Annotated in this window: 12 protein-coding genes; 1 reads left to right on the top strand and 11 read right to left on the bottom strand. The window is 44.5% G+C overall.

Features of this window, described 5'->3' with window-relative positions:
* Positions 1 to 9: 9 nt before the first annotated feature.
* The 10 genes from cydB to sdhC all read right to left on the bottom strand — a co-directional run bounded on the left by cydB (position 10) and on the right by sdhC (position 13,257).
* Positions 10 to 1,149 carry a cytochrome d ubiquinol oxidase subunit II gene (gene cydB / locus AC5JQI_RS06325; protein ID WP_493914088.1) on the bottom strand — a complete coding sequence of 380 codons (1,140 nt, stop codon included), beginning with the start codon at positions 1,147 to 1,149 and terminating at the stop codon, positions 10 to 12.
* A gap of 14 nt (positions 1,150 to 1,163) precedes the next feature.
* Positions 1,164 to 2,735, bottom strand: coding sequence for a cytochrome ubiquinol oxidase subunit I (gene cydA / locus AC5JQI_RS06320; protein WP_493914087.1), 1,572 nt, complete (start codon positions 2,733 to 2,735; stop codon positions 1,164 to 1,166).
* Positions 2,736 to 3,380: 645 nt separating this feature from the next.
* Positions 3,381 to 4,250, bottom strand: a complete 870-nt coding sequence (sucD, locus tag AC5JQI_RS06315; protein ID WP_493914086.1) for a succinate--CoA ligase subunit alpha — start codon at positions 4,248 to 4,250, stop codon at positions 3,381 to 3,383.
* Positions 4,250 to 5,416 carry an ADP-forming succinate--CoA ligase subunit beta gene (sucC, locus tag AC5JQI_RS06310; protein WP_237387489.1) on the bottom strand — a complete coding sequence of 389 codons (1,167 nt, stop codon included), beginning with the start codon at positions 5,414 to 5,416 and terminating at the stop codon, positions 4,250 to 4,252. The genes sucD and sucC overlap by 1 nt, the downstream gene beginning before the upstream one ends.
* A 218-nt stretch (positions 5,417 to 5,634) precedes the next feature.
* Positions 5,635 to 6,852 (bottom strand): 2-oxoglutarate dehydrogenase complex dihydrolipoyllysine-residue succinyltransferase, encoded by a 1,218-nt coding sequence (gene odhB, locus AC5JQI_RS06305; protein WP_493914085.1) that lies wholly within the window; start codon positions 6,850 to 6,852, stop codon positions 5,635 to 5,637.
* A 13-nt stretch (positions 6,853 to 6,865) separates the two neighbouring features.
* Positions 6,866 to 9,673 (bottom strand): 2-oxoglutarate dehydrogenase E1 component, encoded by a 2,808-nt coding sequence (gene sucA / locus AC5JQI_RS06300; protein ID WP_493914084.1) that lies wholly within the window; start codon positions 9,671 to 9,673, stop codon positions 6,866 to 6,868.
* Between the two features lie 332 nt (positions 9,674 to 10,005).
* The gene (locus AC5JQI_RS06295; RefSeq protein ID WP_092552512.1) at positions 10,006 to 10,722 is read right to left on the bottom strand and encodes a succinate dehydrogenase iron-sulfur subunit; all 717 of its coding nucleotides are present in this window, start codon (positions 10,720 to 10,722) and stop codon (positions 10,006 to 10,008) included.
* Positions 10,723 to 10,759: 37 nt separating this feature from the next.
* A complete protein-coding gene (gene sdhA, locus AC5JQI_RS06290) occupies positions 10,760 to 12,526 on the bottom strand; it encodes a succinate dehydrogenase flavoprotein subunit (protein WP_323855842.1) in 1,767 nt (588 codons plus the stop codon).
* Positions 12,527 to 12,874: a succinate dehydrogenase membrane anchor subunit gene (gene sdhD / locus AC5JQI_RS06285; RefSeq protein WP_237387485.1), complete on the bottom strand. Its 348-nt coding sequence runs from the start codon at positions 12,872 to 12,874 to the stop codon at positions 12,527 to 12,529. It lies immediately after the preceding gene.
* The gene (sdhC, locus tag AC5JQI_RS06280; RefSeq protein WP_237387484.1) at positions 12,868 to 13,257 is read right to left on the bottom strand and encodes a succinate dehydrogenase cytochrome b556 subunit; all 390 of its coding nucleotides are present in this window, start codon (positions 13,255 to 13,257) and stop codon (positions 12,868 to 12,870) included. Before sdhC ends, sdhD begins: the two co-directional genes overlap by 7 nt.
* A gap of 621 nt (positions 13,258 to 13,878) precedes the next feature.
* Here sdhC and AC5JQI_RS06275 point away from each other — a divergent pair.
* Positions 13,879 to 15,162, top strand: a complete 1,284-nt coding sequence (locus AC5JQI_RS06275; protein ID WP_493914083.1) for a citrate synthase — start codon at positions 13,879 to 13,881, stop codon at positions 15,160 to 15,162.
* 296 nt (positions 15,163 to 15,458) lie between these two features.
* On the opposite strand, the gene AC5JQI_RS06270 is transcribed toward AC5JQI_RS06275, so the two are convergent.
* On the bottom strand, positions 15,459 to 16,229 hold the full coding sequence (locus AC5JQI_RS06270) for an AraC family transcriptional regulator (protein ID WP_493914082.1): 771 nt from the start codon (positions 16,227 to 16,229) through the stop codon (positions 15,459 to 15,461).
* Positions 16,230 to 16,292: the final 63 nt, after the last annotated feature.

Genomic DNA, 16,292 nt, shown 5'->3' with positions numbered 1-16,292 from the left:
CTATGCTCCTTAATACAGTGAGTGTTTGTTGTTTTCAATGTAACTTTTATCCAAACGCCCAAAGGTTTTGTAATAACACCAAATGGTGTAAGACAGAATAATAGGAATGAAAATAAGAGCAACAACGAACATAATTTGCAACGTCCACTGACTAGAAGTCGTATCCCACATAGTCAGGCTGACATTTGGATCAATGCTTGATGGCATCACAAATGGGAACATAGCAATACCTGAGGTCAGGATAATGCAAGTTACTGTCAATGATGAGAAGAAGAAAGCCCAAGCGCCTTTATCCAAACGAGTTGCCAGCATGGTCAACAGAGGGAGAAATACACCTAAAGCTGGTATTGTCCACAGGGTCGGATAGTTGTTGAAGTTAGTCAGCCACGCACCCGCCTGCTGAACAACTTCTTTATGTAATGGGTTAGATGCTGCATTCACATCCAGACCGCCCGTTACAACATAGCCATCGATACCATAAATCAGCCATACCCCAGCCAACAGGAAAGCAACTGCTGTGATCGCCGCACAAATATACGTTACAGTACGAGAACGCAGATGCAATTCACCCATTGTACGCATTTGCAAGTAAGTGGCACCTTGTGTCACGATCATCATCAGGCTGATCACGCCAGCCAGCAAACCATAAGGGTTTAACAAGCCGAAGAATGAACCTTCATAGGAAACACGCAGGTAGGAATCCACTGCTAGTGGCACACCTTGCAACAAGTTACCAAATGCAACACCAATGACCAACGCAGGTACGAAGCTACCGATAACCAGTCCCCAGTCCCACATATTGCGCCATGTGCTATTTTCCAGTTTTGAGCGGTAATCAAAACCAACCGGACGGAAAAACAGTGCAGCCAATACCAGAATCATCGCCACGTAGAAACCAGAGAAAGCGGCTGCGTATACCATTGGCCATGCTGCAAACAAAGCTCCGCCAGCAGTGATTAACCAAACTTGGTTACCATCCCAGTGTGGGGCAACTGAGTTAATCATGATACGGCGTTCGGTATCATTTTTACCGATGATTCTTAGTAGGATACCCACTCCCATATCGAAACCATCAGTCACTGTGAAACCGATCAGCAACACACCAATCAGCAGCCACCATATAAATCGTAATACATCATAATCAAGCATAAGTGGACTCCTGCTTACTCAATATTGTTCGCTGAAGAAGCTGTTTTCTGTTCAAAGTGGTAACGACCACTCTTGAGGCTGCTTGGGCCAAGACGGGCAAATTTGAACATCAAGAACATCTCTGCGATCAAGAACAAGGTGTACAGACCACAAATCAGTACCATTGAAAAAATCAGATCCCCGACACTGCGTGTTGAAGCAGCAACTGCGGTTGGCAGAACTTCACCAATTGCCCATGGCTGACGACCATATTCTGCAACAAACCATCCGGCTTCAACGGCAATCCACGGTAAAGGAATGCTGAACAGTGCAGCGCGCAGTAACCATTTATGCTGACCGATACGGTTGCGGATAACGCTCAGGAATGACAGACCGATAACCAGCAGCATAATAAAGCCTGCGGCGACCATGATACGGAATGCAAAGTAGAGTGGCGCTACACGTGGAATAGAATCTTTTGCTGCGGCCTGAATTTGTTCTTCTGTCGCATCAATAACGTTTTCAGTGTAACGTTTCACGAGCATACCGTAGCCAAGATCTTTTTTACTTTCGTTGAATGCGTTGCGAACACTTAGTTCAGTATTGCCTGAACGCAACTCTTCCAGCAACTCATATGCCTTGATACCGTTACGAATTCGTTGTTCATGCTGGCTCATCAAATCACGCAAACCAACAACTGGCGTATCTGTGGAGCGAGTAGCAATCAAACCCAAAACATAAGGAATTTGAATGGAATATTTGTTTTCCATTTTATCTTGATCAGGAATACCAATCAACGTGAATGAGGCCGGAGGCGGCTGAGTTTCCCATTCAGCTTCAATCGCAGCCAGTTTAGTTTTCTGCACATCACCCATTTCGTATCCAGATTCATCACCCAGAACAATCACAGACAATATCGCAGCCATACCAAAACTTGCAGCAATTGCAAAAGATCGTTTGGCAAACGCAAGATCGCGCCCTTTAAGCAAGTAGTAAGAGCTGATGCCCAATACAAAAATGGCACCTGTTACATAGCCCGCAGCAACAGTATGAACAAATTTCACCTGAGCTACCGGATTCAGTACCAATTCACTGAAACTCACCATTTCCATTCGCATTGTTTCGAAATTGAAATCAGATGCAATCGGGTTTTGCATCCAACCATTCGCAATCAAAATCCACAATGCAGAGAAGTTAGAGCCTAATGCAACCAGCCAAGTAACCGCTAGATGTTGTTTCTTGCTCAGGCGATCCCATCCGAAAAAAAACAGGCCAACGAATGTAGATTCGAGGAAGAATGCCATCAGACCTTCAATAGCCAGCGGCGCACCAAAAATATCACCAACGTAGTGTGAGAAATATGACCAGTTAGTCCCGAACTGGAACTCCATGGTCAAACCCGTTGCGACCCCCAGAGCAAAGTTAATGCCAAATAACTTGCCCCAGAATTTTGTCATATCTTTGTAGATCTGTTTGCCAGAAAGGACATATACCGTTTCCATGATCGCAAGCAAAAACGCCATACCGAGCGTTAAAGGCACGAACAGAAAGTGGTACATGGCAGTTAAGGCAAACTGTAATCGTGACAGTTCGACAATATCAAACATCTTGACTCCTAGCTCCTAGCAAGAAGACACCGACTTGCGGCAACCCGACTTTACAAAATGAAAGTCTCGTAACTACCAGCAATAAATGCCTCAAACACAATAATAAATTATTAACTAAATCAAAAAATAAGTAGATACCACAATAATATTACGCTTATATTCACACACAATAAATAGCTTTTGCGTGACCCAGCTTAGAATTCTGAATATAGGTCAACAATGGCGTAGGTTCCCAAGCTAATATCTATATATATTAGATCAATTTAATCAAGTTTAGCGAATATATTTCATAGTAATAAGTTGATTTTAGTCAATTTTTTCCTTGTTTTGTTAAGCATTACATCTATTATTTCATTCTGGTTTGTTTAGTGTTAATAAATTGTTGTTTTCAATGAGCTGTAATTTATTTTTTGCTGTAAAAAACATTATAAAATTAACTTTTCATTTTCATTCCTTAAAAGATATATTTTTCAATATCTCGAATTAAATGCATAAAATAAATAGAATATTCTAAAATAGGTTAAATTAAATTTAAAAATACCATCTCTTATAAATCAACTAACTTACTGTTAATATTATAAATAAAAATAAAAAGGCTACCCTGAGGTAGCCTTTTCTTATAAAAATAGCTTATTTTGAAATTGATTACGCCAATAGTGTTTTTACGGCGTCACCAATGTCAGCAAGACTGCGAACAGTCTTAACACCTGCCGCTTCCAGCGCAGCAAATTTCTCATCTGCTGTGCCTTTACCGCCAGCGATAATTGCTCCCGCATGTCCCATACGCTTACCTTTAGGTGCAGTTACACCCGCAATATAAGCAACAACAGGTTTAGTCACATGCTCTTTGATATAAGCAGCCGCTTCTTCTTCTGCTGTACCACCAATCTCACCAATCATCACAATGGCTTCAGTCTGTGGATCTTCCTGGAACAGCTTCAAGATATCGATAAAGTTTGAACCCGGGATTGGGTCACCACCAATACCGACACAGGTGGATTGCCCTAATCCAGCATCAGTAGTCTGCTTAACCGCTTCATAAGTCAGTGTACCAGAACGCGAGACAATACCCACTTTGCCGGATTTATGAATGTGGCCGGGCATGATACCGATCTTACATTCATCAGGAGTTATCACTCCCGGACAGTTAGGGCCAATCATGCGTATACCAGCTTGATCCAGTTTTACTTTCACTGTCAGCATATCAAGCGTTGGAATACCTTCTGTAATAGTGATGATCAGTTTAATACCTGCTTCAATCGCTTCTAAAATAGAATCTTTACAGAATGGTGCTGGAACATAGATAACAGAGGCAGTTGCACCCGTTGCTTCAACCGCTTCACGTACAGTATTGAACACAGGTAATCCCAGATGCTCAGTACCACCTTTGCCTGGTGTTACACCACCAACCATTTGAGTACCGTAAGCAATCGCCTGCTCTGAGTGGAAAGTACCTTGGCTACCGGTAAAGCCCTGACAAATCACTTTGGTATTTTTATCGATTAAAATAGACATTATTTATTCCCCGCTGCTGCTACTGCCTGTTTAGCTGCGTCTGTCAAACTGGTCGCTGCAATGATGTTCAAACCACTGTCTGCCAATTTCTTCGCACCCAGTTCAGCATTGTTTCCTTCCAGACGAACAACGACTGGTACGTTAACGCCTACTTCTTCCACAGCGCCAATAATGCCGTCAGCAATCAGGTCACAACGGACGATACCACCAAAGATATTTACTAAAACAGCTTTGACATTTTCATCTGACAAAATAATTTTGAATGCTTCGGTAACACGCTCTTTCGTCGCACCACCACCCACATCAAGGAAGTTTGCCGGGGCACCACCGTGCAGTTTAACAATGTCCATCGTTCCCATTGCCAGACCAGCACCATTCACCATGCAACCAATGTTGCCATCCAGCGCAACATAGTTCAGTTCCCACTGTGCGGCCTGAGCTTCACGTGAATCTTCCTGTGAAGGGTCATGCATTTCACGTAGTTCAGCTTGGCGGAACATGGCGTTACCATCAGCACCCAGTTTCCCATCCAGACAAATAAGATCGCCTTGTGTAGTAATAACCAGAGGGTTAATTTCAACTAGCGCCAGATCACGCTCCAGGAACAGGTTTGCCAATCCCAAAAAAATCTTGGTGAATTGACCAACTTGCTTACCAGTCAAACCGAGTTTAAACGCCAATTCACGGCCTTGATAAGGCATAGGGCCAGTCAGTGGGTCGATAATTGCTTTATGAATCAGCTCGGGCGTTTCTTCCGCCACTTTTTCTATTTCGACACCACCTTCAGTAGAGGCCATGAAAACTACACGACGCGTACCACGATCAACAACAGCACCGAGATACAGCTCCTTGGCAATATCGGTTGCTCCTTCCACCAAGATCTGATGAACAGGTTGTCCCTGTGCATCTGTCTGGTAAGTGACCAGTCGTTTACCCAGCCATTGTTCAGCAAAAGCACGGATATCTTCCTTGCTATTGACGACTTTCACGCCACCAGCCTTACCGCGGCCACCTGCATGGACCTGACATTTAACGACCCAAGGGCCTGAACCAATCTTGGATGCTGCTTCTTCTGCTTCGCGCGGGGTAGTGCAAGCATAGCCAGTTGGTGCTGGTAAGCCATACCGTGCGAAAAGTTGTTTTGCCTGATACTCGTGTAAATTCATGATGTTCTATCCATAATTTTATCTAAGAAAGGTAAATTACCTTCTACACCTGCCGTCTTCCAAATTGCAGCTTTGTTGGCTACATCTTAAAATCCATAGGGTATATCTTGTTGCTCTGGATATGACCAACCCGAAGGCTGGCCTGTATATACATTTTTACATCAACGTCGTACTACTTCAGACTTGGCGGAGCTTAACACCCTCCGCCGATAGTGGTGCTATACATCCAGCAACAAACGTGTTGGATCTTCGAGCATTTCTTTGATGGTCACCAGAAAGCCCACAGATTCACGGCCATCAATCAGGCGATGATCATAGGACAGTGCCAGATACATCATAGGAAGGATTTCAACCTGACCATTCACTGCCATTGGGCGATCTTTAATGGCGTGCATGCCAAGGATCGCGCTTTGTGGTGGGTTAATGATAGGTGTAGACATCAGCGAGCCGAAAACACCGCCATTAGTAATGGTGAAATTACCTCCAGTGAGTTCTTCAACGGTCAATTTACCGTCACGGCCTTTGATAGCCAGCTCTTTGATGTTTTTCTCAATATCAGCCATGCCGAGTGCATCTGCATCACGCAATACAGGTGTAACCAGCCCGCGTGGTGTAGATACTGCAATGCTGATATCAAAATAGTTGTGATAAACCACATCAGTGCCATCAATAGAAGCGTTAACTTCTGGATAGCGTTTCAGTGCTTCAACCACTGCTTTCACATAGAAAGACATAAAGCCCAAACGCATGCCGTGACGTTTTTCAAACGCATCGCCGTACTGCTTACGCAGTTCCTGAATTGGCTTCATGTTGACTTCGTTGAATGTCGTCAACATTGCCGTATTGTTTTTCGCTTCCAGCAGACGTTCAGCAACACGCTTACGCAGGCGAGTCATTGGAACACGTTTCTCACTGCGATGTGGCAGTGGAGATTTCTGCGCCGCAGATGCCGATGCAGCAGGCTTATCACCTTCTTTTTTATTCGCAGCGATATATTTTTCTACGTCTTCACGAACAATACGACCACCTACACCGCTGCCTTTAATTGCAGCCGGATCTAAATCATACTCTGCGATTAAGCGACGAACCGTTGGACTCAGAGCATCATTACTTTCTTCTTCCAGAGAAGCAGACTGGCGTTGTGCTGGTGTTGATTCTGTTTTTTCTTTCACTTCAGCAGGCATGCCTGTGCTGTCACCCAAACGGATGCGACCAATCAGTTGCTTGGACAATACAGTGGCACCTTCTTCTTCCAAAATAGCTTCCAGAACACCAGCTTCACTTGCTGGTACTTCCAAAACAACTTTGTCAGTTTCAATTTCAACCAGCACATCGTCACGCTCTATGGTGTCACCCGGTTTTTTATGCCATGTTGCAACAGTGGCATCTGCAACAGATTCAGGAAGGTCCGGAACCAGAATTTCTACGCTACTCATTTTCTATCCTTATTTATTCAACGTTCAGTGCGTCATCAACCAGTGCTTTCTGTTGCTTCTGGTGAACAGACGGATATCCCACAGCCGGGGAAGCAGATGCTGGACGACCTGCATAACGTAAAGATGCCCCGAATGGGATCGCTTCACGGAAATTATGTTGACTGCAATACCAAGCCCCTTGGTTCAATGGCTCTTCCTGACACCAGACGAAGTCATGAACATGGGCATATTGCTCAAGCTGAGCTTGCAAATGCTGACGTGGGAATGGATACAGCTGTTCAATGCGCACGATAGCAACATTAGTCTGTTCATTCTTACGGCGCTGTTCCAGAAGGTCGTAATAAACTTTACCGGAACAAAGTACAACACGTTTAACATCTTTTGGATCTAACACGTCAATTTCACCAATCACTGGCTCGAATTTGCCGTCAGCCATTTCATTCAGACTGGATACAGCCAATGGGTGACGCAGAAGTGATTTAGGTGACATAACGATAAGCGGACGACGCATACCACGCAGAGACTGACGGCGCAGCATGTGATAAACCTGAGCTGGTGTCGATGGCACACACACCTGCATGTTTTGCTCTGCACACAGTTGCAGATAACGTTCTAAACGTGCTGATGAATGCTCTGGTCCCTGACCTTCATAACCATGTGGCAACAACATAACCAGACCACACATGCGACCCCATTTTTGTTCGCCGGAGCTGATGAACTGGTCAATTACGGTCTGAGCTACATTGGCAAAGTCACCAAACTGAGCTTCCCAAATCGTCAGGGCACGAGGTTCTGTTGTTGCGTAGCCGTATTCAAATGCCAGCACTGCTTCTTCTGACAGTACCGAATCCCATACGTTGAATACACCCTGACCATTGTGAATATTTTCCAGCGGCACATAGACAGAAGCATTAGTCTGATTGTGAATTACTGCATGGCGGTGGAAGAAAGTACCACGACCCGCATCTTCACCGGAAAGACGCACAGGAATGCCTTCATCAACCAGCGTTGCATAAGCCAGTGTTTCCGCTCCACCCCAGTCAAACAGTTTATTGCCATTAGCCATTTCTGCACGATCACCATAAATTTTGGCAACACGTGAATGCATTTCAACTTCGGCAGGAATGGAACTGATACGCTTCCCAAGATCTTGCAGGCGTTTCATATCCACTTTATGCGGATATTCTTCATCCCATTCGTGGTTCAGGTAAGGCTCCCATGTGAATGAGTGAAGCCCCATTGGACGCCATTCATCCACAACACACTCACCATGATCCAGCGCATCACGATACAGATTAGCCATCTCAGTGACATCATTGGCAGCCAGTAAACCTTCCTCTATCAGCTTGTCAGCATAGATTTTACGGGCTGTTGGCTGTTTTTTGATTTTCTGGTACATCAGTGGCTGAGTTGCACTTGGTTCATCGGCTTCGTTGTGACCGTGACGACGATAGCAAACCAAGTCGATCATTACGTCACGTTTGAAAGTATTACGGAAATCAAGCGCCAGACGAGTAACAAATGCAACTGCTTCTGGATCATCTGAATTAACGTGGAAAATAGGTGCCTGAACCATCTTCACAATATCAGTACAATACTGTGTTGAACGTGCATCTTTCGGATTGGAAGTCGTGAAGCCCACTTGGTTGTTAATCACAATGCGAACTGTACCACCAACTTCGTAGCCACGAGCCTGAGACATGTTCAGTGTTTCCTGAACAACCCCTTGCCCTGTGACTGCTGCATCGCCGTGGATGGTAACAGGCAGAACCATATTACTGCGACCTTCATCAAGACGATCACGACGGGCACGTACAGAACCGATAACGACAGGACTGACAATTTCAAGGTGAGACGGGTTAAAGGCCAGTGCTAAATGAACCAAGCCACCTTCGGTTTCGAAATCAGAAGAAAAACCCTGATGGTATTTTACGTCACCAGTACCAAGGTGTTCTTTATGTTTACCCGCAAACTCGTCGAATAGATCGGCTGGCTTTTTACCCAGAAGGTTAACGAGAACGTTGAGACGACCACGGTGTGCCATTCCAAACACAACTTCACGGGTATCCTGTTTACCCGCATGGCGAATCAGCTCTTTCAGCATAGGGATAAGAGCGTCACCACCCTCAAGGGAGAAGCGTTTCGCCCCCGGGAACTTAGCGCCAAGATAACGTTCTAACCCTTCCGCAGACGTCAACTCTTTCAGGAAACGACGTTTTTCTTCTGAATTGAACTGTGAGCTTACCGCCACAGATTCCAGACGTTGCTGAATCCAACGTTTTTCCTCTGTATTGGTAATATGCATGTATTCCGCACCAATTGAACCGCAATAAATGCGCTTCAATGCGTCATACAGATCAGCCAATTTCATTGTCTCTTTACCAATGGCAAAAGAACCCACATTAAACGTTTCTTCAAAATCCGCTTTTGTTAAATTATGGAAAGCAGGATCAAGATCTGGTACAGGTTCCTGTTTCCATAATCCCAATGGATCAAGGTTCGCATGTTGGTGTCCGCGGAAGCGGAATGCGTTGATGAGCTGCAAAACTTTGACTTGTTTTGCATCCATTGCTGGATCGCTGACTGAAGAGTGGTAACGCGTGGCATCTTTTGCCAGACGACGGAAATAATCGCGTGTCTGTGAGTGAAGTTGTTCCCCGCCAAGTCCTACATCCGGTAATTGTTGGAAAATTTCTCTCCAACTTGCATCAACAGAGTTAGGATCGGTTATATAGTCTTCATAGATTTGCTCTATGTAAGACTGGTTTGCACCAGCCAGAAAGCTCGAGTCCAGCCAGTCCTTCATTGCGCCGTTCTGCATTGTGATCCCTTAAGCTTTAAAAGCTTTAGTTTTCGCCGTGGTTAACAAATACCCGCTTAATTAGCGGTGTTGATAAAAGGTTCATTTGGACGTGCTTAATGCATGTTCTTTAATTTGGGTTTTCCTACCCTTCAAGGAACCTTTAAAAACTGTATTCAGTTTTTAAAGGTTCCTTTATTTAGAAATATGCATAATCTTTTACAGTAGGCAATTTATCATTTTTCATTCTTTATGCCCTCCACTGGTTTGATATTTATTTCAAATTTGTGGAGGGCAACATTATATGCATTATTTACATGCAAATTATGTGTTATTTATGCACAAAGTTTTATTTATGCGCTGTGTTTCAGCAGCATAGATTTAATATGACCAATCGCTTTTGTCGGATTCAGTCCTTTAGGGCATACGTTGACACAGTTCATGATCCCATGGCAGCGGAAAACACTGAAAGCATCATTCAGATTATCCAAACGTGAGGCTGTTTCAGTATCACGGCTATCAATCAAGAAACGATACGCTGCCAGAAGACCCGCTGGACCAATAAATTTATCAGGATTCCACCAGAATGACGGGCAGGATGTCGAGCAGCAAGCACACAGAATACATTCATACAAGCCATCCAATTTTTCACGCTGTTCTGGTAATTGCAGGTGTTCACGCGATGGAGGATTTTTATCATCATTAATCAGATAAGGGCGGATTTTTTCATATTGCGCATAAAACTGCCCCATATCAACAACCAGATCACGAACCACAGGCAAGCCCGGCAACGGACGAATAACAATTTTCTTATTGCCACGACGCAGTGCTGAAATCGGCGTAACACAAGCCAAACCATTTTTACCATTCATATTCACACCATCAGAGCCACAAACTCCCTCACGGCAAGAACGACGGAATGCTAAGGTCGGATCTTGTTCTTTTAGCTGGATAAGTGCATCCAGCAACATCATATCGCGCCCTTCCTCAGCTTCCAGAGTGTAGTCCTGCATATGGGGCACATCGTCTACATCTGGATTATAACGATAAATTGAGAATTCAAGTTTCATAATCTATTTCTCTGCAACTGGAACATCAGCAACGCAATTAGTAAGAACGCACTTTCGGCGGGAAAGCTTCACGCAGTTTTGGCTGCATATTCACTTCACGACGAGTCATGCTCTCAGTTTGCGGCAAATACAGGCTATGGCAGAGCCAGTTAGCATCATCACGTTCTGGATAATCAAAACGGCTGTGAGCACCACGGCTTTCGGTACGGAAGTTCGCAGCGACTGCGGTAGAATAAGCAGTTTCCATCAGGTTATCTAATTCCAGACATTCGATGCGCTGGGTATTGAATTCTGACGAAGTATCATCCAGCCGAGCATTTTTCAAGCGATCACGGATCTCTTTCAGTTCATCCAGCCCTTTCGCCATTGCATCGCCTTCGCGGAATACTGAGAAGTTATTCTGCATGCAGGATTGCAGAGCCTTACGAATTTCAACTGGATCTTCACCTGAACGGGTATTATTCCAACGGTTCAGACGTTGCAATCCAAGATCAATATCAGATTCACTGGCATCGCGGCTGGTTCCCTGCTCCATCAGACACTCTTTCAAATGCAAACCTGCGGAACGACCGAATACCACCAAATCGAGCAGTGAGTTACCACCCAGACGGTTTGCTCCGTGAACGGATACACAGGCAATTTCACCCACGGCAAATAAGCCCGGAATCACAACGTCTTCGCCTTTTTCGTTGACGGTCAATGCCTGACCAGTGATCTTAGTCGGAATACCACCCATCATATAGTGGCAGGTCGGAATAACCGGAATCGGCTCTTTCACCGGATCTACGTGAGCGAAAGTACGGGATAATTCGAGGATACCCGGCAGACGGGATTCCAATACTTCCTTGCCCAGATGATCCAGTTTCAATTTCGCGTGAGGTCCCCATGGACCATCACAACCACGGCCTTCACGGATTTCAATCATGATGGAACGAGCAACCACATCACGACCGGCAAGATCTTTAGCATTTGGTGCATAACGCTCCATGAAGCGCTCACCATCTTTATTCAGGAGGTAACCACCTTCACCACGGCAGCCTTCTGTAACCAATACCCCCGCACCAGCGATACCCGTTGGATGGAATTGCCACATCTCCATGTCCTGAACAGGGACGCCAGCACGCAGAGCCATACCAACACCATCACCTGTATTAATATGCGCATTGGTTGTGGATTGATATATACGGCCTGCACCACCGGTTGCCAGAATGGTTGCTTTAGATTTGAAATAGACGACTTCACCCGTTTCAATACAAATGGCGGTACAACCAACAATCGCACCATCCTGATTTTTAACCAGATCCAGTGAATACCACTCAGAGAAAATAGTTGTGTGATTTTTTAAATTTTGCTGATACAGAGTGTGCAGCAGAGCATGGCCAGTACGGTCAGCGGCGGCGGCAGTACGAGCAGCCTGTTCACCACCAAAATTCCTGGATTGCCCGCCGAATGGACGCTGATAAATACGACCGTCATCCAGACGGGAGAATGGCAGCCCCATGTGTTCCAGTTCCAAAATGGCTTCTGGCCCTGTTTTACACATATATTCGATAGCATCTTGGTCACCGATATAATCGGAACCTTTCACCGTATCATACATGTGCCATTCCCAGTTATCATCATGGGTGTTGCCCAGAGCTACAGTAATTCCGCCCTGTGCTGAAACAGTATGTGAACGGGTTGGGAATACCTTGGAAATCAAGGCACAGGATAAACCCATTTGTGAAATTTGTAGTGCGGCACGCATACCTGCGCCGCCAGCACCAATAACAACAGCATCAAACTCTCTTACTGGCAGTTTCATTTATGCACCCCACACAACAATTGTTCCGTAAATCAAATAAGATAACAGTGCCACAATAATTACCAGTTGCAGCACCAGACGCAGTGCGAGAGGCTTGACATAATCAGTCAGCACCTGCCACATACCGATCCATGCGTGAACCAGAATGGAAATCAACGTCAATACTGTGAACACCTTAGTGAGAGATGCAGAGAAGAAACCACGCCAGACTTCATAAGTCATATCCGACATTGTTGCGACAAAACCAACGAGGTAAAGGACGTACAAAACAATAATAATTGCAGATGCACGTAACAGCAGCCAATCCTGAATACCCGTACGACCCAATGCGGATGCGTTGCTTACCATAATAATACTCCAGCCAGAATAGACAGAATAACCGCGATCACTATTGCTACTTTGGCAGAAACACGACCGGTAGCGAGATTTTCTTCCAAGAAGCCGAAATCCATCAATACATGGCGAATACCACCACAAACGTGGTAAGCCAACGCCGTCAATATCCCCCACAGGATAAATTTGGCGAAGAAGCCAGTCATGATTTCAGATGCTTGTAGGAATCCCTCCTGCGAAGACAGTGACATACCCAACAACCACAGCAAAATACCGACTGCGATAAAGGTGATGACGCCTGAGATACGGTGCAAGATCGATGCTATTGCGGAGACGGGTTGGTTAATCGTCCGCAGATCAAGGTTGACAGGTCTTTGTTTTTTCACAATTTTGCCCACAAAGCTTTTTTTATTTTCCATCCTCCGGTCCTGGGCGGGAATCAGACAGCGCTAAGAGGATACAAAGACACAACATAATAAAACTAACAATCCTTACTGTTCATCATAAAGTTGTGATTTGGTTACGCTGGGTGCTCCTACATCAGGGTAATCCGGAGACCTGACGGAAGTATAAGTACTTCACATTGTTATTACAATTCCCACACAATATGATTATTAACATTTAGCTTGAACAGTGAGAAAGATCACGCTTCAAACATTCACTATAAAAAACATTATCTTGTTTGACAAAGATTAAACATTTATCTTACATATATGTCGTTATATATTGTTTTCCGTCGTTCCACGATGAAAAAATAAACTTAACGAAAAACAGAAGTTATGGAAAAGTATTGTTTAAGCACAAAATGGTAACATTTTATGTCAAAAATACTTTAAACATAATTCCCAGAAACTTTTTAACAACCTGAAAACCATTGTCATCCGTAATGAGATTTCAGCGTTAAATGTGATACCAGCCTGATTTTAAATTCTCTCCGGTAGCACAATGCCTTCGGCACAGTATAAATTGCGCCTATCTGGTTGTTAGGGGTTATAAATATAAGCGCTAAGGAGATGTAAATGGCTGATAAAAAGGCTGCGTTGAACATAAATGGTTCAGCTGCTATCGAACTAGACGTACTAACGCCGACCCTAGGTTTTGAAGTGATTGACGTTCGTACCCTCGGCTCAAAGGGCTTCTATACCTACGATCCTGGCTTTACTTCCACTGCCTCCTGTGAGTCGAAGATCACCTATATTGATGGCGATGAAGGCATTTTGCTACACCGTGGTTTTCCCATCGATCAGCTTGCAACGGAATCAACCTATCTGGAAGTCTGTTACATTCTGCTGTACGGCGAGCCGCCAACTCCCGAAGAATATGAAAAGTTTAAAACGACGATAACCCGCCATACGATGATCCATGAACAGATCACCCGTCTGTTCCACGGTTTCCGCCGTGATTCCCACCCAATGGCTGTACTTTGTGGTGTTACTGGCGCTCTGGCTGCCTTCTACCATGATGCACTGGATGTCCATAATCCTCGCCACCGTGAAATCACCGCTTATCGCCTCCTCTCCAAAATGCCAACTGTAGCGGCAATGTGTTACAAATATTCTCTTGGACAACCTTTCGTTTACCCACGCAATGAGCTGTCCTACGCGGCTAACTTCTTGCACATGATGTTTTCAACACCTTGTGAGGAATATAAAGTTAATCCTGTGTTGGAACGCGCTATGGATCGCATTTTCATTCTGCATGCAGACCATGAACAGAATGCTTCAACTTCAACAGTGCGTACTGCGGGTTCTTCTGGTGCCAACCCGTTTGCCTGTATCGCCGCAGGAATCGCATCCCTGTGGGGACCAGCGCATGGCGGCGCAAACGAAGCTTGTCTGCGTATGCTGGAAGAGATCCAAACTGTCGAGCACATTCCTGAATTCATTGCCCGCGCTAAAGATAAAAACGACTCTTTCCGCCTGATGGGCTTTGGTCACCGTGTTTATAAAAACTACGATCCACGCGCGACAGTAATGCGCGAAACCTGCCATGAAGTGCTGAATGAACTCGGCCTGAATGACAGCCTGCTGGAAGTAGCAATGGAACTGGAGCGTATCGCCCTGAACGACCCGTACTTCATTGAGAAGAAACTGTACCCGAACGTTGATTTCTATTCTGGCATCATATTGAAAGCCATGGGTATCCCATCGTCCATGTTCACTGTGATTTTCGCCATTGCCCGTACCATCGGCTGGATTGCACACTGGAATGAAATGCATGATGAAGGCCTGAAGATCGCTCGCCCACGCCAGCTTTATACTGGTCATAGCAAACGTGATTTTAAAAACCAATTAAAAAAGTAACCAAATAATACTATTTAAAATACAACAAATTCATATAATAAATAATTTCCTAAAAAATAGTATATATAATGTACCTCTTAATATACGTTGTGACACTAATATAAGGGGTACATTTTTTTATGGTTGGATATCAATTATTGTTTTAACAACGAAAAGGTATAAAATCACGATGATTCTTCCATAAAAACTTTCTATCGACGAAACAATTGGCTTTTTCTCTTTCTCATCACCAGCAAGGGCTGATGCACTTCCTCTGTTTTTCTGCCAGAGTCCTGGTGTTCAAACTGACCTAAATTTCATCTCCCTGAGTCCTCCATATATTCCCTTGGCGGCCTGCCCATAGCTCTACGAAAAAACGTCACAAATGCACTATCATTGGCAAAGCCGAGTTCTTGCGCTATATAGGATAACGTTTTATTTTGCGCCAATAACTCTATTGCTTTTACTAATCGCCATTGTTGTCGCCATTGCTGATAATTCATGCCTGTATCACGTTGAAATATCCGAGTAATCGTTTTTTCACTGGCACCAATATAAGTAGCAAGTATGCACAATGGTGGCGGCAATTGTTCCAGCGATAAGTATTTCAAACGCCGATCAAAAGGCAGAGGCAATAAAGTGGGTTCCCTACGCGCTTCACGGATCTCATCAAAAAATACTGCCAGCCAATGCGCTCTCCTTCCCTGATGCCAATCAGAATCAAAAGAAGATATCGCAATACGTTCTAAAAGAGCCTGTAACAATGGCGTGGCTTCCAATACTTCACTTTGTGCTGAAATCAATTCAGTCTCAGAAACATTCAGATAAATAGAACGATACCCTACCGAACTACGCATTTCAGCCCGATGTCTTATCTTGGGAGGAATCCATGCCACTCTGGTTGGCGGCAAAATGGAAATCTGGTTTTCCAATGTAATCTTGATGCAGCCTCGCTGGGTAAACAATAGCTGCCCCATATTATGCTGATGGAAACCGGAATCGTGCTGCCCCATTTCTGCCGCAATGCCAATCACAGGCATATTGAAGCTGTCCGGATCAAAATGATCGCTTTGCTGCAACCACACCATATTTTCCCTACCAAACTTTATGTCTGATTATGATAATAAATAGTCTTTATTATCATAATCAGA

The organism is Xenorhabdus sp. XBWT, from assembly GCF_059072735.1.
Note: the sequence above shows the minus strand (reverse complement) of the source record. Positions and strands in the feature narration are given on the sequence as shown.